A 21,921-nucleotide genomic window follows, 5' to 3' on the forward strand; every position below is an offset into this window, starting at 1 on the left:
CACGTCTCAGGGCTTGTCCCCGGCGCCCCCCGGGCGGGTCCAGGCCGGGGTGGGCCCGCCGGGGGCGGGGGTGGCGGCACGGTGGGTGGCGGCGGCGACCGCGATCAGCAGGGCGAGTGCCACGGCCAGCGCGGTGGTGACGGTGGCGTGGAACACCAGCAGGGCGCCGAGCAGGGCGCCGGCGAACATCCAGACGGCCGAGGCGAGACGGCGGGCGCCCGCGCGGTCGGCGGCCAGGCCGGTCAGGGTCATGGTCAGCACGGTGGTGGTGAGGTCGGGGACCTTGAGGAAGCGCACGACGGCGTTCTGCAGGCCCATCGCGAAGCCGAGCAGGCCGATCAGGCCGTACCGGGCCGCGTCGGTGGTGTGGCCGGCCACGGCCGCCAGGGCGGTGCTGCCCGCCAGCAGGACCGCCTGGATCACGGCCGAGGCGACGAGCAGCCTTCCCCGGTGACCGGGCAGCCGCTCGCAGAGCCGGCCACCGGCGAACGCGCCCACCAGGAAGGCCGCCAGGGCGGCCAGCGAGGCGGTGGCGGAGAGCCCGGCCGCGCCGGCCAGGGCGAAGCCGAGGAAGACCACGTTCCCGGTCATGTTGGCGACGAAGACATGGCCGAGTTCGAGGTAACTGACCGCGTCCACCAGCCCGGTGACGACGGTGAGCACCAGCAGCATCGGTACCAGCGGGCCGTGGCGGCGGTCGGTCTTCACCCTGTGTCCTCCAGTGGTGCGCTTCGATGATCGCGGGTACTCCGTTCTACGCCCGTCGGCCCGGGATCCCGGTCAGGCGAGCACCGGGCGGGCCCGCAGGTCGGTCGGGGCGAGCCCGGAGGCTCGGCGGCTCAGTGGTTGAGCGCGACCTGGACGATCTTGACGACGACCAGGACCATCGCGACCAGCAGGTAGCCGCGCAGCGCGCCCATGCCGATCCTGTAGGCGGTGGAGACCGTGGGCCGGGCGAGGGTCTCCAGCGGCGGCATCCGCCAGTTCTCCCGCCCGGTGCGGTCGATGCGGTCCTTCTCGGTGCCGGTGCGCCTGCGGACGAAGGAGTACCCGGCGGCCGACACCCCGAGGACGCCGCAGACCGCCATGACGGTGAGGATGGTGTCGGCGCTGATGTCCGGGAAGAGCACGGCCGCGGTCAGGACCACCGAGAGGGTGACCAGGACGCCGACCACCGCCGCCGTGAAGGCGTTGGTCCGGGGCCCGTTGACCCAGGGGCCGAGGACGTCCTTGTCGTTGCAGAGCAGCAGCAGGAAGACCGAGGCGGACGGCAGCAGCACGCCGGCCAGGGTCTGGACGCCCTCGGTGAGCAGACCGAGCGGGGAGCCGGGGATCAGCACGATGGTGGCGGCCACCGTCACCAGGCCCGCGTAGACGGCGTAGAAGCCCTTGGCCCCGCCCACGCCCCGGTGCAGCGAGTGCTTCACGCCGAGCACGTCGCCGACCGCGTACGCGGTGGAGAGCGAGACCGCGAAGGCCCCGATGATCGAGGCGTCCAGCAGCGCGATCGCGAAGAGCACCCCGGCGAGTTCGCCCGCCTTCGCGGCCAGGCCGTGCGCGATGCCCGCCGCGTCGGTGAACTGCCCGAAGCCGTCGGTGCCCGCGAAGGCCGCGGCGGTGAAGCCCGTCATCGCGGCGGCGCCGACGACCACGACGACGATGCCGATCCACAGGTCGACCTTCTCGTAGGCCATGAAGCGCGGGGTGATCCGCTTGTCGATGACGTACGACTGCTGGAAGAACAGCTGCCAGGGGGCCACCGTGGTCCCGACGATGCCGATGATCAGCAACATCACGGTGGACAACTGCCCGGCGCCGCCCGGCAGGTTCGGCACGACGAGGTCACGGGCCATCCGCGTCGCCGACGGGTGGATCAGGAAGTAGACCGGTACCAGCAGCAGCGAGCCTGCGCACAGGGCGATGGCGATCCGCTCGAAGCGCCGGAACGAGCCGGTGAACGCGGAGGCGATGATGACCGCGGCGGCCAGCACGACGGCCAGGGCCTTGGGCAGTCCGAGGTAGCCGGCCGCGAGCGTGATGCCGATGAACTCGGTGACCAGCGTCAGCGCGTTCAGCAGCAGCAGGTCGATCACCGAGAAGGCGCCCCAGAACCTGCCGAACCGTTCCAGGATCAGCCGGGCGTGGCCCACCCCGGTGACGGCGCCCAGGCGGAGCACCATCTCCTGGTTGACGTAGAGGACGGGGACGAGCAGCAGCAGCGTCCACAGCAGGTGGGTGCCGTAGTTCTGGCCGGCCTGACCGTAGGTGGCGAAGGCGCCGGCGTCGTTGTCGCCGACCATCACGATCAGGCCGGGACCAATGACCGCGAGCAGCGTCCTGAGCCGGGCGGAGAGCCCGTGGCGCGGGGTGTCGTCGTCGAGGCGGATGGTGCCGAGGGCGCCCTTGATGTCGCCCAGGTGGGCGTCGTCCAGTACGGCCGCACGCGGCGTGGGAACCTCGGGGTCGAGCATCACGTTCGTCATGACGTGCCTCCCTGACCCCTTCTCTGCGAGGGGGCCGGTCGGGGGCGCGCAGCAGCGATCCCCCCTGCGGGCGCACGGCACCGCGGCCCGCGGCGGCAAAGGGCCGGGCGGGCATGGCGGCGCGCCGGACGCGCGTCACGGCCGGGCCGGGGGCGGCGGGACATGACGGTGCGTCAGGAGTGCGCGCGGGGGAGGTTGTTACCGCGTGCCGGGGGTGAGCGAAAGCAGGCGGGGGCCGGGGCGACTGTGGCCCGGACTACTACCGTCCATGTCTCTCGCCTCCTCCCGGCCGGCGACGCACCACGGGTGCGCCGGATCGACACGGCAAGGAGCGGGCCGACCCGCCGGGCCGGCACACCCCTACTCGTCAGAGCTTTGGCACTTCACGGCGTAATCCCCTTGGCGGGGAAGCCACTTGGGATCAACCCTTAAGTCGGGAGGATCTGTCCTGAACCTGGGCGTCTCTCGACGTCGTCGGGTCAGTGGCCTGTGTCCGTGAAGACGCCTCACCGAACGAGGTGCCTTCTTCGTCTTCTGTCAAACCTTGAGAAGCATAGCCCCTCCGCCGAACGGGTCTCTACAGCTTTGTAGAAGCTTGACCGGGACCTGGGCGAAAGCGGGTGGAACGGGGCCCGCTCCCGGCCCGGGGGTGTCCGGGGCGGGAGCGGGCGGCGCGGGCGGCAGGCCTCAGAGGGCGAGCGCGGGGCGGTGGTGGTCGAGCCAGAGCGCGAGGTCCACCACCCGCTCCAGCCGCAGCCGGTGGCCCCACTCCAACTGGTCGGCCGGGGTGTCGAGGCTGGCCTTGATGACGGTCTCGTCGGCGATGTCGCGGACGTGCGGCGCGTCGAGCGCCTCCCGGGCGAGCCGCTGAAGGCCGCTGTTGTAGTCGGCGTGGTGGGTCGCCGGGTAGTGGTTCTTGGGCCGCCACAGCACCGAGTCGGGGGCCAGGCCCTGACCGGTGGCGCGCAGCAGGCTCTTCTCCCGGCCGTCGTAACTCTTCATCGACCAGGGGGCGTTGAAGGCGTACTCGACCAGCCGGTGGTCGCAGTAGGGGACGCGGACCTCCAGCCCCTGGGCCATCGAGAGGCGGTCCTTGCGGTGCAGCAGCTGGCGCAGCCAGCGGGTCAGCGAGAGGTGCTGCATCTCGCGCTGGCGGTGCTCGGCGGCGCTCTCGCCGTCCAGGTGCGGGACGGCGGCCAGCGAGGTGCGGTAGGTGTCGTCGCGGAACTCGCCGATCCGCAGGTGGGCGGCGAGGTCGGGGTTGATCGGCATGGCGGCCTCGTCGCCGGTGACCAGCAGCCACGGGAAGGTCTGCGCGGCGAGCGCCTTGGGGTTGTGGAACCACGGGTAGCCGCCGAACACCTCGTCCGCGGCCTCGCCGGAGAGGGCGACGGTGGAGTGCTTGCGGATCTCGCCGAACAGCAGGTAGAGCGAGGTGTCCATGTCGCCGACGCCGATCGGCGAGTCACGGGAGACGACCACGGCCCGGCGGTTCTCGATGTCGAGCAGGGTGCGCGGGTCGAGGACCACGGTGGAGTGGTCGCTGCCGATGAAGGCGCCGGCCTCGGCGGCGTAAGGGGTGTCGTGGCCGGTGCGCAGCACGTCGCCGGTGAACTGCTCGGCCTGGTCGCTGTAGTCGACGGCGTAGGAGCGCAGCTTGGCCTGCGGGCCTTCGGACAGCCGGAGTTCGTCGGCGACGAGCGCGGTGACGACGGTGGAGTCGAGGCCGCCGGAGAGCAGGCTGCAGAGCGGGACGTCCGCCTCCAGCTGGGCGCGGGCGGCGCGGTTGACCAGCGAGCGCACCCGCTCGACGGTGGTGTCCAGGTCGTCGGCGTGCGGGCGGGCCTGGAGCTCCCAGTAGCGGCGCTCGCGGATGCCGTCCCGGTCGAGTACGAGCAGGCCGCCGGGGTGCACCTCGCGGACGCCGGCCCAGACCGTGGGCCCGGTGTTGAACAGCAGGCTGTAGGCCTCGCGCAGGCCGTCCGCGTCGACGGCGGGGGTGACCTCGGGGTGGGCGAACAGGGCCTTGGGCTCGGAGCCGAAGGCGAGTCCGCCGCCGACGGCGGTCCAGAACAGCGGCTTGACGCCGAGCCGGTCGCGGACCAGCAGCAGCCGCTCGGCGCGCTCGTCCCAGATCGCGAAGGCGTACATGCCCTCCAGCCGGTCGACCAGGGCGTCGCCCCACTCCTGGTAGGCGCGCAGCACCACCTCGGTGTCACTGCGGGTCTCGAACCGGTGTCCCCTGGCGCGGAGTTCGGCGCGGAGCTGGTGGTGATTGTAGACCTCGCCGCTGTAGGTCAGCACCACGCCCGGGTTTTCCTGGCGGTCGGCCATGGGCTGGGCGCCGCCGTCGATGTCGATGACGGCGAGGCGGCGGTGACCGAGCGCGGCGTGGGCACCGAGCCAGATCCCGCCGGCGTCGGGCCCGCGCAGGGCCATGGTCGCGGTCATCGCCTCGATGACGGGGGCGCTGTGGCGGACGTCCTGATGAAAGGACACCCAGCCGGTGATTCCGCACATGCGCGTGCACTCCTTGTGGCGGACAGAGTCGGACGGAGCAGGTGGAGCGGGTGGGACAGGCGGGGCGGGTGGGTCGGACGGGCCGTCGCCCGGCGGCGCCCGGTCCACCAGTCGGGCGGTGGTCACCTGCGGTTCCAGCGGAATCGGACACATTTTCTGCCACCCCGATGGCACGAGCAGTCGTCGCCCTGCATATATAGTTCACCTGCATATGCAGCCGAACAGCTCAATGAGGGGGAAAGTGTGTCCCGCACCGATCCGATCAGGACCGCCGGCCAGGCCGTCCTGCGTCTGCAGAACGTCACCCGGGTCCACGGGCAGGGCGCGTCCGAAGTGCACGCGCTGCGCGGGGTCGAACTCACCGTGCACGCCGGAGAGTTCGTCGCCGTGATGGGCCCGTCCGGGTCCGGCAAGTCCACCCTGCTGACCCTGGCGGGCGGCCTGGACGCCCCGAGCGCCGGCCAGGTGCTCGTCGAGGGCTCCCCGCTCGGCGGGCTCAGCCGGGGGCGGCTCTCCGCCGTCCGGCGCCGCTCGATCGGCTACGTCTTCCAGGACTACAACCTGATCCCGGCCCTCACCGCCGCCGAGAACATCTCGCTGCCGCGCGAACTGGACGGTGTCTCCGGTCGCGCCGCCCGCCGCGAGGCCCTCGCCGCCCTGGAGGAGATGGGCATCCCGGAGCTCGCCGACCGCTTCCCCGACGACATGTCCGGCGGCCAGCAGCAGCGCGTCGCCATCGCCCGCGCACTGATCGGCGAACGCCGGCTGCTGCTGGCCGACGAGCCCACCGGCGCGCTCGACTCCGCCACCGGCGAGTCCGTCCTCGCCGTCCTGCGGGCCCGCTGCGACGCCGGGGCCGCCGCCATGATGGTCACCCATGAACCGGCCCACGCCGGCTGGGCCGACCGCGTCGTCCTCCTGCGCGACGGACGGATCGTCGAGGAGCGCACCCGCCGCCCCGACGGGACGCTCCGCGACCTCGGCGCCGACCACCCGGAGGTGGCCCGGTGAAGCTCAGCGCCTGGCGGGTCGCCCTGCGCATCGCCCGCCGCGACGCCCTGCGCGCCAAGGGCCGCAGCGCCCTCGTCGTCGCCATGGTCGCCCTGCCCGTCCTCGGCGTCACCGGCGCCGACATCGTCCACCGCAGCGGACAGCTCACCCCGGCCGAGCGCGTCGAGCGGGTGATGGGCGGCTCCGACGCCCTGATCAGCGCCCTCGCCCCGGGCCGCACCGCCGAGCAGGCCCCGTTCGCCGACGACGGCACCCTCACCCGCACCGCCACCCCCGGGAAGCCCGCCACGCCCGAGGAGACCAAGGGCGCGGCCGTCGAACCCGCCACGCTGGTGGCCTCGTTGCTGCCCCAGGGCAGCGTCCTCACGGCGGCCCGGCCGGGCCCCGAGGCCAGCGCCGGCTCCCGCGAGGGCCTGCTCCGCACCGACACCGCCGAGGCCGACCTCACCGACCCGGTCTGGGCCGGGCGGCTCGATGTGGTCGACGGCCGCGCCCCCGGCGCCCCGCACGAGGCGGCCGCCACCCGGGCCTTCCTCGAACGGTCCGGGCTGCGGCTCGGCGGGACGACCGCGGTCAAGGGGCTGGACCGCACCCCCTTCACCATCACCGGCGTGGTCGAACACCCGGGCGACCTCAGGAAGGTCGAACTCGTCGCCCGCCCCGGGGAGCTGATCGCCCCGCTGGCCGAGGCCCGGGACAGGGACAGGCCCGTGGCCGGTATCGGGTCGGCGGACGAGAAGCCGGTGAGCACGGACGCCTGGCTCGTCCGGCTCCCCGCCGGGGCGGTGATCGACTGGGCCAAGGTGCGGGAGTTCAACGCGTACGGCTACACCGTCACCTCCCGCTCCGTCGCCCTCGACCCGCCGGACCGCTCGGCCGTCCCCTACTACCGGGACGGCCCCCGGTACGCCGAGACCTCCGCCCGGACCACCACCGCCGTCATGGTGGCCACGGTCACCGGCATGGCGCTGCTGGAGGTCGCCCTGCTCGCGGGCCCCGCGTTCGCGGTCGGCGCCCGCCGCTCGCGCCGTCAGCTCGCCCTGCTCGCCGCCGCCGGCGGCAACCGGACCCACGTGGGCGCGGTGGTGCTCGGCGCGGGCGTCGTCCTCGGCCTGGCCGGTGCGGTGACGGGTGTCGTCCTCGGGATCGGCCTGGTCGCGCTGGTGCGGCCCTGGATCGAACGGGCGGGCGGCAGCCGCTTCGGCCACTTCGACCCGGCGCCGCTCGACCTGGCCGCCATCGCCGGCATCGGCGTGGCCACCGCCCTGCTCGCCGCCGCCCTGCCCGCCCTGCAGGCCGCCCGGCGGAGCGTCACCGCGGGCCTCTCCGGCCGCGACACCGTCAACGCGCCGAACCGCTGGATCACCCTGCTCGGCCTGGTGATGCTGGCCGGCGGCGCCGCGCTCGCGCTCTACAGCGCGGGGAGCGGCACCGGCATGCCCGGCACCCCGGTGGCCGGCGGGTACGACGCCCGGACGCTCGGCGTGCTGGGCGGCTCGGTCAGCGCCGAACTCGGCCTGCTCGCCTGCACCCCGGTACTGATCTCGCTCTTCGGACGGCTCGCCCGCTTCCTCCCGATCGCGGCCCGGCTCGCCCTGCGCGACTCGGCCCGGCACCGTTCCAGGACCGCACCCGCCGTCGCCGCCGTCATGGCCGCCGTCGCCGGTGCCGTCGCGGTCGGCGTCTACACCGCCAGCACCGACGCCCAGGCCCGGCAGGACTACCGGCCGCAGACGCCGAACGGCGCCGTCACCCTGACCACCGGCGTCGACAGCCCCGACCTGCCGAGGCTGCGCGCCACGATGGAGCAGGAGCTGCCGGACCTCGGCCCGCGCGGCGACCTCTACCAGGCCGTCTACCGCTTCTGCGCCAACTGCTCCAGCACCGTCCACCCCAAGGGCGGCGACCGGACCAGGCGGTTCGCCGGCCAGGGCCGGCTGGTCGTCGGCGACGACGCCGTCCTGCACAACCTGTTCGCCGTGCACGATCCGGCCGCCGAGCAGGCGCTCGCCGCGGGCAAGGCGGTCGTGTTCGACCCCTCCTACCTGTTCGACGGCAAGGCCGTGTTCCAGCTGCGCGGCGGCGGCGCCCCGTTGCAGCCCGGCGAGATCCCCGCACCGGACGTCCAGGAGGTCGGCGTGGAGGCCGTCCTGGTCGACAACCCGTCGGCCGCCCGGTACGGACAGGTCCTGGTGAACCCGGCGACGGTGCACAGGCTCGGGCTCTCCGCCCAGGCGACCGGTGCCATCTGGCTGCCCGCCACGCCGCCGGACGACAAGGCGCAGCAGCGCGCCGACGCCGCAGCCGCCCGGCTGGACCGGATGGCCGGCGTCGGGGTGGAGCGCGGCTACCAGCCCAAGAGCGACCTGGTCACGCTGTCGCTCAGCGGGTTCGCCGCCCTCGTCGTCCTCGGCGCGGCCGGCATCGCCACCGGCCTCGCGGCCGCCGACTCCAGGCACGACCAGGCCACCCTGGCGGCCGTCGGCGCCCCGCCCCGGATCCGCCGCACCCTGGCCGGACTGCAGTGCGCGCTGATCGCGGCTCTCGGGGCCGTCCTGGGCACGGTCAACGGATTCGTCCCGGCGATGAGCCTGCTCAAGGTCCGCACCGCCGGCGGCCTCGACGGCGGCCCGGCACCGGTCACCGCGCCATGGGTGCTGATCGCCCTCACCGCGCTCGTCCTGCCGGTGGTGGCCGGGCTGATCACGGCGGCGTTCACCCGCTCGCGGATCCTGCTGACCCGGCGCGTCTCCTGACGCGGGCTCACCGCGGGTGGCCCGTCTCCGGTCCGGAGGCGGGCCACCCGGCCGTCCGGGCCTGTCACCCCTGGACGCGGCCGGCCAAGGCCCCGGGCGGAACGCGTTTCGCCGTCCGGGCCGGACAGCGCCCCCGAACCGCCCGTCCAGCAGGCTCGCGCACGCCGGTTCCGGTGCACTCCACCCGGTCCGGAGTGGACCGACGCGGCAGAGCGAGGGAAAGGTCACACTCCCCGCCTCTCCTGCACGCCCGCCGCCGGACGCTAACCTGCCGGACATGACGGTCCCGCCCGAAGGGCTTCCCCTGGCCGCCGAGTTCCCGGCAGCACACCGTGAGCAGTGGCAGCACCTCGTCGAGGGTGTGCTGCGCAAGTCGGGTGCCCAGCCCGCGGACGGCGCGGCGGCCGAGGAGGCGCTCACCACCGCGCTCCAGGACGGGCTGCGCGCCCGCCCGCTGTACACCGCCGAGGACGCCCCGGCCACGCCCGGTCACCCCGGCTTCCCGCCGTTCGTCCGGGGCGGCCGGCCGCAGGGCTCCGCCGTCTCCGGCTGGGACGTCCGCCAGCGGCACGCCGACCCGGACCCGCGCCGCACCAACGAGGCGGTGCTCGCGGACCTGGAGAACGGCGTCGGCTCGCTCTGGCTGGAGCTGGGCGGCGCGGGCCTGCCGGTCGCGGCGCTGCCCGAGGTGCTGTCCGGCGTCTATCCGGACCTGGCCGCCGTGGTGCTCGACGCCGGCGCCGAATTCACCGACGCCGCCGAGCGGTTGTTCACGCTCTACCGGGAGCGCGAGGTCTCCCCCGGCGCCGCCGCGGGCAGCCTCGGCGCCGACCCGCTGGGCCTCCAGGCCAGGACCGGCCGGGCCGAACGCACCGACGCGCTGCTCGCCGAGGCCGGCGCGCTCGCGGCCCGCTGCGCCGACGGGTACCCGGGCGTCCGGGCACTGACCGTCGACGCCCTCCCCTACCACGAGGCCGGCGCCTCCCCCGCGCAGGAGCTCGGCTGCTCGCTCGCCAGCGCCGTCGCCTACCTGCGTGCGCTCGGTGCCGCCGGGCTCTCCGTCGACGCCGCCTTCGGGCAGCTGGACTTCCGCTACGCGGCCGACGCCGACCAGTTCCTGACGATCGCCAAGTTCCGTGCGGCGCGCCGGCTCTGGGCCCGGGTGGCCCAGGTGTCGGGGGCCGCACCCGAGGCCTCGGCGCAGCGCCAGCACGCCGTCACCTCCACGGTGATGACGACCGCGCGCGACCCGTGGGTGAACATGCTGCGCACCACCGTCGCCTGCCTGGCGGCCGGGGTCGGCGGGGCGGACGCGGTGAGCGTGCTGCCGTTCGACAGCGCGCTCGGCCTGCCGGACGCGTTCGCCCGCCGGATCGCCCGCAACACCCAGGCGATCCTGCTGGAGGAGTCCCACCTGGCGCGGGTGATCGACCCGGCCGGCGGCTCCTGGTACGTGGAGCGGCTGACCGACGAGCTGGCCCGGGCCGCCTGGGCCTGGTTCCAGGAGATCGAACGGGCCGGCGGCCAGCAGGCCTCGCTGGGCTCCGGACTGGTCGGCGAGCGGATCGCCGCGACCTGGGCGGAGCGCTCGGTCGCGCTGGCCAGGCGGCGCGAACCCGTCACCGGGGTCAGCGAGTTCCCGAACCTGGACGAGCAGCCGCTGGTCCGCGAGCCGGCCCCGGCCGGGCCCGCCGGCGGGCTGCCCCGGGTGCGGCGCGCCGAGGCCTACGAGGCACTGCGCGACCGCTCGGACGCGCGGCTGGCCGCCACCGGGGAACGGCCGCGGCTCTTCCTGGCCTCGATCGGCACCGCGTCGGCGCACACCGCGCGCACCACCTTCGCCGCCAACCTGTTCCAGGCCGGCGGCATCGCGACCACCGCCGCCGAAGGCACCGACGCCGCCGCGCTGGCCGAGGCGTTCACCGCCAGCGGTGCCCGGGTGGCCTGCCTCTGCTCCAGCGACCGGCTGTACGGCGAGCACGCCGAGACCGTCGCCGCGGCGCTGAAGGCCGCCGGGGCCCGGCGGGTGCTGCTGGCCGGGCGGCCGGGCGAACAGCGGGAGGCCTACCGGCGGGCGGGCGTGGACGAGTTCGTCTTCGCGGGCGGCGACGCCGTCGCCGTGCTGACCGCCCTCCAGGACGAGATCCTGAGCGGGGCCCGGGACGAGATCCTGGACGAGACCACCGAGATCGGAGTGGCGCGATGATCCCCGACTTCACCGAGATCGGGCTGGACGGGGACACCGGCCCGGACGTCACCGACGGGCAGTGGCGGTCCGCCTGGCGGCAGGCCACCGGCAAGGACGTCGAGGAACTGCTCTGGGACACCCCCGAGGGCATCGGCGTCAAACCGCTGTACACCGCGGACGACCTGGCCGGCCTGGACTTCCTGGGCACCTACCCCGGCATCGCCCCGTACCTGCGCGGCCCGTACCCGACCATGTACGTCAACCAGCCGTGGACGGTCCGGCAGTACGCCGGGTTCTCCACCGCCGAGGAGTCCAACGCCTTCTACCGCCGCAACCTGGCGGCCGGTCAGAAGGGCCTCTCGGTCGCCTTCGACCTGCCGACCCACCGCGGCTACGACAGCGACCACCCGCGGGTCACCGGTGACGTCGGCATGGCGGGCGTGGCGATCGACTCCATCTACGACATGCGCCAGCTCTTCGACGGCATCCCGCTGGACCGGATGTCGGTGTCGATGACCATGAACGGCGCGGTGCTGCCCGTCCTGGCGCTGTACATCGTGGCCGCCGAGGAGCAGGGGGTGGCGCCCGAGAAGCTGGCGGGGACCATCCAGAACGACATCCTCAAGGAGTTCATGGTCCGCAACACCTACATCTACCCGCCGCAGCCGTCGATGCGGATCATCTCGGACATCTTCGCGTACACCTCGCAGAAGATGCCGCGGTACAACTCGATCTCCATCTCCGGCTACCACATCCAGGAGGCCGGGGCCACCGCCGACCTGGAGCTGGCCTACACCCTGGCCGACGGCGTGGAGTACCTGCGGGCGGGCCTGGACGTCGGACTGGACGTGGACGCCTTCGCGCCCCGGCTGTCGTTCTTCTGGGCGATCGGCATGAACTTCTTCATGGAGATCGCCAAGCTGCGCGCGGCCCGGCTGCTCTGGGCCAGACTGGTCAAGGAGTTCGGCCCGAAGAACCCCAAGTCCCTGTCGCTGCGCACGCATTCGCAGACCTCGGGCTGGTCGCTCACCGCGCAGGACGTGTTCAACAACGTCACCCGCACCTGTGTGGAGGCGATGGCCGCCACCCAGGGCCACACCCAGTCGCTGCACACCAACGCGCTGGACGAGGCGCTGGCCCTGCCCACCGACTTCTCCGCCCGGATCGCCCGCAACACCCAGCTGCTGCTCCAGCAGGAGTCCGGCACCTGCCGCGTCATCGACCCGTGGGGCGGCTCCGCGTACGTCGAGAAGCTCACCCACGACCTGGCCCGCCGCGCCTGGCAGCACATCCAGGAGGTGGAGGCGGCCGGCGGCATGGCCAAGGCCATCGACGCGGGCATCCCCAAGCTGCGCGTGGAGGAGGCCGCGGCCCGCACCCAGGCCCGGATCGACTCGGGCCGCCAGCCGGTGATCGGCGTCAACAAGTACCGGGTGGAGAGCGACGAGCAGATCGAGGTGCTCAAGGTCGACAACTCCTCGGTGCGCGCCCGCCAGATCGAGAAGCTGCGCCGGCTGCGCGACGAGCGCGACGAGGCCGCCTGCCGGGGCGCGCTGCACGCGCTGACCCGGGCCGCCGAGGCGGGCCCGCAGCGCGGCGGCTCGCTGGACGGCAACCTGCTGCACCTGGCCGTCAACGCGGCCCGGGCGAAGGCCACCGTCGGCGAGATCTCGGCCGCCCTGGAGAAGGTGTACGGCCGGCACTCCGGCCAGATCCGTACCATCTCCGGCGTGTACCGTGACGAAGCGGGGCCGTCGGCCTCCGTACAGCGCACCCGTGACCTGGTCGAGCGGTTCGAGCGGGCCGAGGGCCGCCGACCGCGCATCCTGGTCGCCAAGATGGGCCAGGACGGCCACGACCGCGGCCAGAAGGTGATCGCCACGGCCTTCGCCGACCTCGGCTTCACCGTCGACGTCGGACCGCTGTTCCAGACCCCGGCCGAGGTCGCCCGCCAGGCCGTCGAGGCGGACGTGCACATCGTCGGCGTCTCCTCGCTGGCCGCCGGACACCTCACCCTGGTGCCCGCGCTGCGCGCCGAACTCGCCGAGGCCGGGCGCGAGGACATCACCATCGTGGTCGGCGGGGTGATCCCCCCGCAGGACTTCGACGCCCTGTACGAGGCGGGGGCGACGGCCGTCTTCCCGCCCGGCACGGTGATCCCGGACGCCGCCTACGACCTGCTGGGGACGCTCGCCGCCGACCTCGGCCACGAGCTGTGAGATTTTGATCGCATGCCTCCACGGACGATCGACCTCGACAGCTACGTGACGGGTGTCCTGGACGGCTCGCGCGCCCACATCGCGCGCGCCGTCACCCTCGTCGAGTCCACCCGGCCCGACCACCGCGTGCTGGCCCAGCAGTTGCTCCAGCGGCTGCTGCCGCACGCGGGCGGGGCGGTCCGGGTGGGCATCACCGGTGTGCCCGGTGTCGGCAAGTCGACCTTCATCGACTCCTTCGGCACGATGCTCACTTCGTCGGGACACCGGGTCGCGGTGCTCGCCGTGGACCCGACGTCCTCCCGCACCGGCGGCTCCATCCTGGGCGACAAGACCCGGATGGAGCGCCTCGCCGTCGACCCGCACGCCTTCGTCCGCCCCTCCCCCACCTCCGGCACCCTCGGCGGCGTCGCCAAGGCCACCCGGGAGTCGATGGTGGTGATGGAGGCGGCCGGCTACGACGTCGTGCTGATCGAGACGGTGGGAGTCGGCCAGTCCGAGACGGCGGTGGCCGGGATGGTGGACACCTTCCTGTTGCTCAGCCTGGCCCGCACCGGGGACCAGCTGCAGGGCATCAAGAAGGGCGTACTGGAGCTCGCCGACGTCATCGCGGTCAACAAGGCGGACGGCCCGCACGAGACCGACGCCCGCGCCGCCGCGCGCGAACTCGCCGGCGCGCTACGGCTGTTGCAGGCCCCGGACGCGCCCTGGACACCCCCGGTCCTCACCTGCAGCGGCCGGGACGGCGCCGGACTCGACGTACTGTGGGAACGGCTCCAGCAGCACCGCAAGGTCCTCGACGCCACCGGCGCGCTGGCGACGAAGCGGCGCGACCAGCAGGTCGAGTGGACCTGGGCCATGGTCCACGACCAGCTCTACGCCCGCCTCCACGAACACCCCGAAGTACGGCGCTTGGCCCCCGAACTGGAGGCCCAGGTCCGCGCCGGCTCCCTCCCGGCCGGCCTGGCCGCCCAGCAGATCCTGGACAGCTTCTTCGGCGCCTCCTAGGTCCACGAAGCGCCTCGACTCGCACGCGATGTCGAGGCGCTTCGTCGTACGGTCAGGCGGCACGGCCGCGCGAACTGTCCCGCGCCGTCCACGACACCGCCGCCGATGTCGGCGTCGACGTGCAGCCGCCGCCCCCGGCCGAGCTCGCGGCCGGGCTCACCGCCGCATGGGAGACCTACCGCTCCGGCGACACCGTCCGCTCGGCCATGGTCGCGTCCGGCCGGTCGTGGATCTACATGCGGGATGCCCGGCTCGACCAGGCGGAGGAGACCGCACGGGCGTCGTACGAGTCGATCGAACCCCACTACGGGCACCGGGAGCTCGGCCTGCTCGCCACCTACGGGTGACACGTCACGTTCGCCGCCGTCGTCGCGGCCCGTCAGGGCAACGTCGACGGGGCCGACGACTTGCTGTCCCAAGGCCACGCGGTCGCCGCCCGGATGGACCGGGACGTGACCGTGAACGGCACGGCGTTCGGACCGGCCACGGTCACCGCGCAGGCCGTCGGCACTGCCGTATCGACCGGCCGCCCCGGCAAGGCGCTCGGCCTGTTCGAATCGATCGGCGACACCTCCAGCCTCACGCCGTCCGCGCGGAACCGCCTGCTGCTCGGCATCGCCCTTGCACAGGCGGACACCCGACAGTCGGACACCGCGCTGGACACCCTGCTGGAGGTCTGCTCGACCGCCCCCGGTTGGGCCTACCGTTACCAGTACGGGCTGGACTACACGTTCCCCGTCACGCGCCTGGTCCTCTCGGACCTGTACCTGTTCCACTCCTTCACCGCCCCGGCCGACGAGATCGCCACACACCTGCGGCAGATCGGCATGTGGCTCGACCAGGGCGCGTGGCGCTCGAAGGGCGACGGTGTGTGGGCGAAGGGTGACCTGCGGGTCGCCGTTGCCGAGTACGACGACCACCCACAGGACGAGCGTGCCGGGCGCCCCACGCCGACCGGCTTCCGGTCCGTCGACCTGTGCTTCATCTCGGAGGACTTCAAGGTTCCGCGCACCGTGCGGAACCTGCCGTGGGACGTTCTCGCGGGCGGCATGCGGATCAAGGACCGACGTGGAGAGCCGACGATCGCGCCCGACCTGACGCCGATCCTGGACTTCCTGCCGTTTCAGGTCGAGGTCGGCTGCGGCACGTCGATCGAAGCCGGTATCCCGCCGCTGCACTACCTGCACGAGGTGTACCGGGTCACCGACCGCCGCGACAACACCCTGACGCAGTCCCACGCTTTCACCCTCAGCCACGAGGCTGACACGCTGATCCCAGAGATGCTGCTCAGCGCCGACACCAAGGCACCCGACCTGGTCGCGATGTTCCGCGCATACTTCCTGGCCGAGCCGACGGCCGCGCACCGCGCGCTCAAGGCCCTCCACACCACCGGCCATTTGGTGTCGGCCCGGTGATCACGCACAACTTCGACAGCCTCTCGGCGCGGGCCGGGCTGCCCGAGGTCTTCGTCCGCCGCTATGACCAGAAGATCCCACCGGTGCCGCTGCTGCCCGAGGCCCGGGCCCTGCTGGTCGTCGGCTTGCACGCAGACCGGCGCGCGGTCCAGCAGCGCGCCCGCGAGATGGATATGCGCATCTTTTACGTCGACCCCGAAGGGCTGGTGGAGAACGGCACCTTCAAGCCCTGCCCGATCGAGGGAGCCCATACCGGCGACGTGGTCGTGCGGCAGGCCGCGATCCCTGCCCTGCGCCGGCTGTGCGAGTTGCCGAACGTCTCCGCGTGACGGTCCATCACATGTCGGTCAGTTGGGCCCCGCCGGGCCGGTAGCGTCGCGGGAGCGCGCACGCCCGCGCGCCCCGCGACCACTCCATCCGACAAGGACCACGATGCGCGTTTCCGTGATCGGCTGCGGCCACCTCGGCATCCCCCACGCCGCCGGAATGGCCCACCTCGGCCACGAAGTCCTGGGCGTCGATCTCGACGCAGCCAAGATCGACCAGCTCAACCAGGGCGAAGCCCCGATCTTCGAAGCCGGGCTGCCCGAACTGCTCGCCAAACACACCGGCTCCGGGCAACTGCGGTTCACGACCAGCATCGCCGAGGCCGCCGCGTTCGCTGACGTGCACTTCCTCGCGGTCGGAACCCCGATCGACGCCGACGGCCGGTCCTACGACCCGGGACAGGTCTTCGGGGCCGCTCGGACGCTCGCGACGCACCTGACGCGGCCGTGCACGATCATCGGGAAGTCGACCGTCACCGTCGGCACCACCGCCCACCTGACGCGGCTTGTGCAGCGGCTCGCCCCGGCCGGCGAAGCCGTCCACGTCGTGTGGAACCCCGAGTTCCTGCGCGAAGGCCACGCCGTCGAGGACACCCTTCGCCCGGATCGGCTGGTGGCCGGGCTCACCAGCCCTGACGCCGAAGCCGTCGTGCGTGAGGTGTTCGCGCCGATTCTGGCGGACGGCTGCCCGCTGTTCGTCACCACCCCGGAGACGGCCGAGCTGATCAAGGGCGCCGCGAACACCTTTCTCGGCCTCAAGGTGTCGTTCGTCAACGCCGTCGCGGACATGTGCACCGCCGCCGGTGCCGACGTGATCACCCTGGTGCGGGCCCTCGGCATGGACCCGCGTATCGGCGCCGGCGGAATGCAGCCCGGCATCGGCTACGGCGGTGGCTGCCTGCCCAAGGACGTCCGGGCGTTCACCGCCTCCGCCGCTCACCTCGGCGCGAACGACGCCGCCGAGTTGCTGAGGGCGGCCGAGCGCATCAACGAGAACCGGCCGCACTCCGCCGCCGCCCTGGTCGAAGCCCACCTGGCGCGGCCCCTGAACGGCGCTCGGATCGCCATGTGGGGCGCGTCCTTCAAGGCCGGCACCAACGACGTCCGCGAATCCCCCGCACTCGCTCTGGCCTCACTGCTGCACACCCGAGGCGCGCAGGTCACCGTCCACGACCCGCACGCGAACGCGACCGCAATCGTCCGGCACCCCGAACTCGACTACGCCGACACCACCGCCGAAGCCTCCCGCGACGCGGACGCGGTCGTGATCGGCACCGAGTGGCCGCAGTTCCGCGACGCCAACCCCACCGAGCTCCGGTCGCTGGTGCAAAACCCGCTGGTCATCGACCTGCGGAACGTCCTGGACGCCGACCTGTGGCGCACCCACGGATGGGCCGTCCACCAGCTTGGCCGACCCCAACCCACCCGGTAACCAGGAAAGGGTCACGGCAATGGAAGATCTCTTCGACGCGATCGAGAAGCTGTCCGCCGTGTGCCGCGTCGCCGGCGCCGAGCTGCCCCTGGAGGAACTGAGAGCCCTTCAGATCGGAAAGGTCGGCGAGGAAGCCGGCGAAGCCATGCACGCCCTGCACGGCTTGAAGGGACTCACCACCTGCACCGACATCCACTCGTGGGCCGAGGTGCAGAACGACCTGACCGGCGCCGTCATCGCGTCCGTGATCGCCATGCACTACGTCGACCCCCACGGCTGGCGCCAAACGTTCACCGAGATCTTCCACCGCCGCACCCGCCGGGGACGCGAGGCGGCGGCCGCCACCTGACCCTCGCCACCGGACGGCTGCCGTCCGGTGGCAGGCGGCACGACCACGCACCCGGAAGAGCGGCGAGGTGTTTCGCCACCTCGCGCGGAGAGTGCAGGTCACGCGCCGTGCCCCCACGTGTGGGGGCACGGCGCCTCGCAGGTTTCCAGGTACTCGAACCACCCGACCTTGCCCGCCCCCGCCGGATGCCACCCCCAGGCATGCGCCATCGCCTCCACCAGCAACAGTCCACGCCCACCGTGTGACGGTGGACGTCTGGGACGCGCACCGAGTGGAACGGCCGGGACATCTCAAGTGGTATCCCTTTCACCGAACAGAACGTCTCACAGTTCATCAGAGACGAACCCATGGCGCCGCCTGGCGCAGCATGCTTGGCTCTGACCTGGAAGTACCGCGACCGGTTGCTCAGTCCGTAACCGGGCACGAGTCGTCGCACTTGTATACAAAGAAGGAGCGTCGTGCCCAGCGCGCCCGTGGCAGATGACCGGCCGAACTCGTTGGACAGCAGGGAACAGTGGCAGCGGGTTCGAGCCTTCCTGAATGATCACCGCTTCGCCTTGACCAGCCGACTCCTGGCCGAGAGCCCTCCCGACCACCTGGTCCCTGGAACACCTCTACTTGCCCGCCGGCACTGGATTCCGGAGCAGCCGGTGCCACTGGAGCGTGTCCGACTGCGCTGGCAGCCGGACACGCCCGCAGCACCTGTGGACGGTGGCGGACCCGAGCTGGATCACATCCGCCCGCGCCAGCAGGACGGAACGACCTGTCGCCGCTACGCCGACGCGGTTCGGGATCTTGCCAAACCCAGGCTGTTCGAGAACCGAAGCTGCTACCGCCTGCTTGATGTCGAGACGTCCGTCGCCGGACCGGTGCTGACCTTCGGGCGCGGCCAGTACTTCGACGTCATCAACATCTGTGAGGCCGTTGCGCACGAGTACGCCGCAGCCGTCCTGGCGGGTCCGGATGGGCCAGTGAGCCTTGCCGCCACGCCCTTCCGGGCCGCCATCGCCGATCCGACCGACCTCACGCGCCGCCCCGTCATGGCGGCCACCAGCACGTTGACGATCCGGCACGATCGTCAAACCGGCGACGCGGAGTTCGTGCTGCACTGGCGTGACCCCGGGAAGGTCGCCAGTGGCGGCGGCCTCTACCAGGTGATGCCGGTCGGGATGTTCCAGGCCTCGCACGACGCACCGTGGAACGAGGAGAACGACTTCGATCTCTGGCGGGCCATCCTCAGGGAGCTGAGCGAGGAACTGCTCGGCAACACCGAGGACTACGGGAGCGACAAGGCACCCATCGACTACGCCGCCTGGCCACTCGACAAGACGCTCACCGCAGCGCGTGAGGACGGCAGCCTGCGGGTGTTCTGGCTGGGCCTCGGGATGGACCCACTGACCTTCGTCACCGACATGCTCACCGTGGCCGTGTTCGACGCCGACCTGTTCGACGAGACGTTCCGGCGCATCGTCTCCGGCAACGAGGAAGGTCGTCGCGTCGGACTGGACGATGCGACAGGGCGGTCGGCGGGCATCCCGTTCACGGCTGAGCAGGTGGACCGCCTCACCGGCACGGAGCCGATGCAGCCCGCCGGTGCGGCACTCCTGCGGCTTGCCTGGAAGCACCGGACGACGCTGTTGCGGCTCCCCTGACGCAGGGAAGGTCCCGGACCGCCCGACCGGTCCGGGACCTTCCTGCCGCCTGAATCAGGTCAGACGGTCTTGGCGGCCGCGAAGCGGGACGAGACGTCCTGCCAGTTGACGACGTCCCACAGGCGGGTGACGTAGTCGGGGCGGACGTTGCGGTACTGCAGGTAGTAGGCGTGCTCCCAGGCGTCGAAGGCCAGCAGCGGGGTGGTGCCCTGGCCGACGTTGCCGTGGTGGTCGTAGACCTGCTCGACGATCAGGCGCCGGCCGAGCGGCTCCCAGGACAGGATGCCCCAGCCGGAGCCCTGGACGCCGGTGGTGGCGTTGGTGAGCTGCTTCTTGAACGCCTCGAAGCTGCCGAAGTGCTCGGTGATCGCGTCGGCCAGCTCGCCCTCGGGGCGGTCGCCGCCCTCCGGGGAGAGGTTCTCCCAGAAGAGGGAGTGCAGCACGTGGCCGGACAGGTGGAAGGCGAAGGTCTTCTGCAGACCCACCAGGCCGCCGAACTGCTCCTTGTCGCGGGCCTCGGCCAGCTGCTCCAGGGTGTCGTTGGCGCCCTTGACGTAGGCGGCGTGGTGCTTGGAGTGGTGCAGCTCCAGGATCTCGGCGGACATCGCCCGCTCGAGCGCGGAGTAGTCGTACGGAAGGTCGGGAAGCGAGTAGGTGCCCATCAGGACACGGCCCCTTTCGGCGAGTTCAACGATGGCGATCGTGCCGGAACAACACTATTGCGTATCACTTGCAATAACGAAGCATATGCCTCAGCGAACCGATCGCGGCCATCACCCCGGGGCCCGGCGGGCGGCGCGTCACTGGCAGTCCGGGCAGACCCCGTTGACGACCAGTGACTCCAGCCGGAAGCCGGTCCGCCGGGCGGTGTCCGCCACCGCGCCGGCCAGCAGCTCGTAGGGGAACTCGGAGACCGCCCCGCAGACCGCGCAGAGCGCGTGGTGGTGCGGCTCGCCGACCAGGCCGTAGCTGAGCTCGCCGCCGAGGCCGCGGACGCCGTGCACCAGGTCCAGCTCGGCCAGCCGCTCGACCGCGCGGTAGACGGTGGAGACGCTGACGCAGGCGCCGCTCTCGGCGATCCGGCGGTGGATCCCGGCCACCGTGAGATGGCCGCCGTGCTCGCGCAGGGCGGCGAGCACCAGCAGCCGGGGCCCGGTGCAGCGGCCGCCGCCGGAGCGCAGCAGCTCCCGGCAGGCCTCCGCGACGTCCGGGCCGCTCCGGCAGGCCCGCGCCGCGCCGGCCCGTTCGGTCCGCGCCGGCGGCACGCTCCCCGACCCGACCGTCGACCCGACTCCGCCCGCCACCGCGCCGCCCATCACGTCTCCTCGCACCCCCGCCCCGGACCCTGCCCACCTTATTGCACAATATGTGCAACTACTTTTTCTGAGCAGTACGAGCTGTATGGGTCGGGTGAGCTTCGGTGGCGGGATCGCCGGTGGTGCTGGGGATCGAGTCCTCCTGCGACGAGACCGGCGCCGGTCTCGTCCGGGACGGCCGGCTGCTCGGGCAGGCGGTGGCCTCCAGCATGGACGAGCACGCCCGCTTCGGCGGGGTGGTGCCCGAGATCGCCGCCCGCGCCCATGTGCACGCGATGGCGCCGGTGGTCCGCGAGGCGCTGGACCGGGCCGGGCTCGCCCTGGCCGACGTCGGCGCCGTCGCGGTCACCACCGGCCCCGGGCTCTCCGGGGCACTCCAGGTCGGGGTGGCCGCCGCCAAGAGCTACGCCTTCTCGCTCGGCGTCCCGCTGTACGGGGTGCACCACCTGGCCGGGCACGTCGCCGCCGCGACGCTGGACGGCGGACCGCTGCCCGACCCCTGCGTGGTACTGATCGTCTCCGGCGGGCACACCTCGCTGCTGCTGGTCCGCGACCTGGCCCGGGACCCGATCGTCCACCTCGGCGACACCCTGGACGACGCGGCCGGCGAGTGCTTCGACAAGGTCGCGCGGATCCTGCGCCTGCCCTACCCCGGCGGGCCCGCCATCGACCGCGCGGCCCGCGACGGCGACCCGGGCGCCGTCCGGCTCCCGCGCCCGCTCACCGGGCCGCGCGACGACCCGTACGCGTTCTCCTTCTCCGGCCTCAAGACCGCCGCCGCCCGCTGGGTGGAGGGCCATCGCGCGGCCGGCACCGAGCCGCACGTCCCCGACGCGGCCGCCGCCCTCCAGGAGGCGATCGCCGACGTGCTCACCCGCAAGGCCGTCCGCGCCTGCACCGACCACGGCATCTCCACCCTGGTGGTGGTCGGCGGCGTCGCGGCCAACTCACGGGTCCGGGCGCTCGCCGAGCAGCGCTGCGCCGCCGCCGGTGTCGCCCTGCGGGTGCCGCCGCTGCGGCTCTGCACCGACAACGGCGCCATGGTCGCCGCCATCGGCGACCTGCTGGTCCGCGCCGGCGCCGCGCCCGCCCCCGCGAACCTGTCGATCGACCCGTCCGCCCCGCTGGAGTACGCCGCGCTGACCCCGGAGGCCCGAACCTCCGTGGCCTGAGCCCCACTTGACCCCGCTCGGGTCGTGCTCGACCATTCCCCGGCCACCGCGGGCCGCATCTGACAACGTTTCGGTTT

17 protein-coding genes and 1 riboswitch are annotated in these 21,921 nt (G+C 72.8%); of the genes, 12 read left to right on the forward strand and 5 right to left on the reverse strand.

Annotated features, from left to right (window positions below; all coding sequences use genetic code 11):
• Positions 1-6: 6 nt before the first annotated feature.
• The 3 genes from AB0P06_RS04790 to asnB form a co-directional block, all read right to left on the reverse strand.
• Positions 7-672: a YoaK family protein gene (locus AB0P06_RS04790; RefSeq protein WP_363605168.1), complete on the reverse strand. Its 666-nt coding sequence runs from the start codon at positions 670-672 to the stop codon at positions 7-9.
• Between the two features lie 167 nt (positions 673-839).
• Positions 840-2,483: an NRAMP family divalent metal transporter gene (locus AB0P06_RS04795; RefSeq protein ID WP_363605083.1), complete on the reverse strand. Its 1,644-nt coding sequence runs from the start codon at positions 2,481-2,483 to the stop codon at positions 840-842.
• A 351-nt stretch (positions 2,484-2,834) separates the two neighbouring features.
• Positions 2,835-3,008: riboswitch (M-box (ykoK) riboswitch) on the reverse strand.
• Positions 3,009-3,170: 162 nt separating this feature from the next.
• Positions 3,171-5,003 (reverse strand): asparagine synthase (glutamine-hydrolyzing), encoded by a 1,833-nt coding sequence (gene asnB, locus AB0P06_RS04800; RefSeq protein ID WP_363605085.1) that lies wholly within the window; start codon positions 5,001-5,003, stop codon positions 3,171-3,173.
• A 243-nt stretch (positions 5,004-5,246) separates the two neighbouring features.
• Between asnB and AB0P06_RS04805 the strand changes: the two genes are divergently transcribed.
• The 11 genes from AB0P06_RS04805 to AB0P06_RS04855 all read left to right on the forward strand — a co-directional run bounded on the left by AB0P06_RS04805 (position 5,247) and on the right by AB0P06_RS04855 (position 19,356).
• On the forward strand, positions 5,247-6,014 hold the full coding sequence (locus tag AB0P06_RS04805) for an ABC transporter ATP-binding protein (RefSeq protein WP_363605086.1): 768 nt from the start codon (positions 5,247-5,249) through the stop codon (positions 6,012-6,014).
• A complete protein-coding gene (locus AB0P06_RS04810; RefSeq protein ID WP_363605088.1) occupies positions 6,011-8,770 on the forward strand; it encodes an FtsX-like permease family protein in 2,760 nt (919 codons plus the stop codon). Before AB0P06_RS04805 ends, AB0P06_RS04810 begins: the two co-directional genes overlap by 4 nt.
• 277 nt (positions 8,771-9,047) lie before the next feature.
• A complete protein-coding gene (locus AB0P06_RS04815) occupies positions 9,048-10,976 on the forward strand; it encodes a methylmalonyl-CoA mutase subunit beta (RefSeq protein WP_363605089.1) in 1,929 nt (642 codons plus the stop codon).
• Complete coding sequence (gene scpA / locus AB0P06_RS04820) at positions 10,973-13,177, forward strand: methylmalonyl-CoA mutase (protein WP_363605090.1); 2,205 nt, start codon at positions 10,973-10,975, stop codon at positions 13,175-13,177. The genes AB0P06_RS04815 and scpA overlap by 4 nt, the downstream gene beginning before the upstream one ends.
• 12 nt (positions 13,178-13,189) lie before the next feature.
• Positions 13,190-14,182 carry a methylmalonyl Co-A mutase-associated GTPase MeaB gene (gene meaB, locus AB0P06_RS04825; protein WP_363605091.1) on the forward strand — a complete coding sequence of 331 codons (993 nt, stop codon included), beginning with the start codon at positions 13,190-13,192 and terminating at the stop codon, positions 14,180-14,182.
• Positions 14,183-14,301: 119 nt separating this feature from the next.
• A complete protein-coding gene (locus tag AB0P06_RS04830; protein WP_363605093.1) occupies positions 14,302-14,529 on the forward strand; it encodes a hypothetical protein in 228 nt (75 codons plus the stop codon).
• Between the two features lie 60 nt (positions 14,530-14,589).
• The gene (locus tag AB0P06_RS04835; protein WP_363605094.1) at positions 14,590-15,597 is read left to right on the forward strand and encodes a hypothetical protein; all 1,008 of its coding nucleotides are present in this window, start codon (positions 14,590-14,592) and stop codon (positions 15,595-15,597) included.
• Positions 15,594-15,926 (forward strand): hypothetical protein, encoded by a 333-nt coding sequence (locus AB0P06_RS04840; RefSeq protein WP_363605096.1) that lies wholly within the window; start codon positions 15,594-15,596, stop codon positions 15,924-15,926. The genes AB0P06_RS04835 and AB0P06_RS04840 overlap by 4 nt, the downstream gene beginning before the upstream one ends.
• Positions 15,927-16,029: 103 nt before the next feature.
• Positions 16,030-17,355: a UDP-glucose/GDP-mannose dehydrogenase family protein gene (locus tag AB0P06_RS04845; protein ID WP_363605098.1), complete on the forward strand. Its 1,326-nt coding sequence runs from the start codon at positions 16,030-16,032 to the stop codon at positions 17,353-17,355.
• Between the two features lie 19 nt (positions 17,356-17,374).
• A complete protein-coding gene (locus AB0P06_RS04850) occupies positions 17,375-17,704 on the forward strand; it encodes a MazG-like family protein (RefSeq protein ID WP_363605099.1) in 330 nt (109 codons plus the stop codon).
• Between the two features lie 458 nt (positions 17,705-18,162).
• Entirely contained in the window at positions 18,163-19,356 is a 1,194-nt protein-coding gene (locus AB0P06_RS04855; protein WP_363605100.1) for an XRE family transcriptional regulator, read from the forward strand.
• Positions 19,357-19,415: 59 nt separating this feature from the next.
• On the opposite strand, the gene AB0P06_RS04860 is transcribed toward AB0P06_RS04855, so the two are convergent.
• Entirely contained in the window at positions 19,416-20,018 is a 603-nt protein-coding gene (locus tag AB0P06_RS04860; RefSeq protein ID WP_363605101.1) for a superoxide dismutase, read from the reverse strand.
• 138 nt (positions 20,019-20,156) lie between these two features.
• Complete coding sequence (locus tag AB0P06_RS04865) at positions 20,157-20,672, reverse strand: Fur family transcriptional regulator (RefSeq protein ID WP_363605103.1); 516 nt, start codon at positions 20,670-20,672, stop codon at positions 20,157-20,159.
• A 104-nt stretch (positions 20,673-20,776) separates the two neighbouring features.
• Here AB0P06_RS04865 and tsaD point away from each other — a divergent pair, with 104 nt between their 5' ends.
• The gene (gene tsaD / locus AB0P06_RS04870) at positions 20,777-21,844 is read left to right on the forward strand and encodes a tRNA (adenosine(37)-N6)-threonylcarbamoyltransferase complex transferase subunit TsaD (RefSeq protein WP_363605104.1); all 1,068 of its coding nucleotides are present in this window, start codon (positions 20,777-20,779) and stop codon (positions 21,842-21,844) included.
• Positions 21,845-21,921: the final 77 nt, after the last annotated feature.

Source organism: Kitasatospora sp. NPDC088351, assembly GCF_040685575.1.
Taxonomy (GTDB): Bacteria; Actinomycetota; Actinomycetes; order Streptomycetales; family Streptomycetaceae; genus Kitasatospora.

What these genes read in the sequence shown, in the direction of transcription:
- AB0P06_RS04860 (WP_363605101.1), bottom strand. Translation starts at nt 20,018, where the DNA reads ATGGGCACCTACTCGCTTCCCGACCTTCCGTACGACTACTCCGCGCTC.
- meaB (WP_363605091.1), top strand. Translation starts at nt 13,190, where the DNA reads ATGCCTCCACGGACGATCGACCTCGACAGCTACGTGACGGGTGTCCTG.
- AB0P06_RS04795 (WP_363605083.1), bottom strand. Translation starts at nt 2,483, where the DNA reads ATGACGAACGTGATGCTCGACCCCGAGGTTCCCACGCCGCGTGCGGCC.
- AB0P06_RS04815 (WP_363605089.1), top strand. Translation starts at nt 9,048, where the DNA reads ATGACGGTCCCGCCCGAAGGGCTTCCCCTGGCCGCCGAGTTCCCGGCA.
- asnB (WP_363605085.1), bottom strand. Translation starts at nt 5,003, where the DNA reads ATGTGCGGAATCACCGGCTGGGTGTCCTTTCATCAGGACGTCCGCCAC.
- scpA (WP_363605090.1), top strand. Translation starts at nt 10,973, where the DNA reads ATGATCCCCGACTTCACCGAGATCGGGCTGGACGGGGACACCGGCCCG.
- AB0P06_RS04865 (WP_363605103.1), bottom strand. Translation starts at nt 20,672, where the DNA reads ATGGGCGGCGCGGTGGCGGGCGGAGTCGGGTCGACGGTCGGGTCGGGG.
- AB0P06_RS04850 (WP_363605099.1), top strand. Translation starts at nt 17,375, where the DNA reads ATGGAAGATCTCTTCGACGCGATCGAGAAGCTGTCCGCCGTGTGCCGC.
- AB0P06_RS04790 (WP_363605168.1), bottom strand. Translation starts at nt 672, where the DNA reads ATGCTGCTGGTGCTCACCGTCGTCACCGGGCTGGTGGACGCGGTCAGT.
- AB0P06_RS04845 (WP_363605098.1), top strand. Translation starts at nt 16,030, where the DNA reads ATGCGCGTTTCCGTGATCGGCTGCGGCCACCTCGGCATCCCCCACGCC.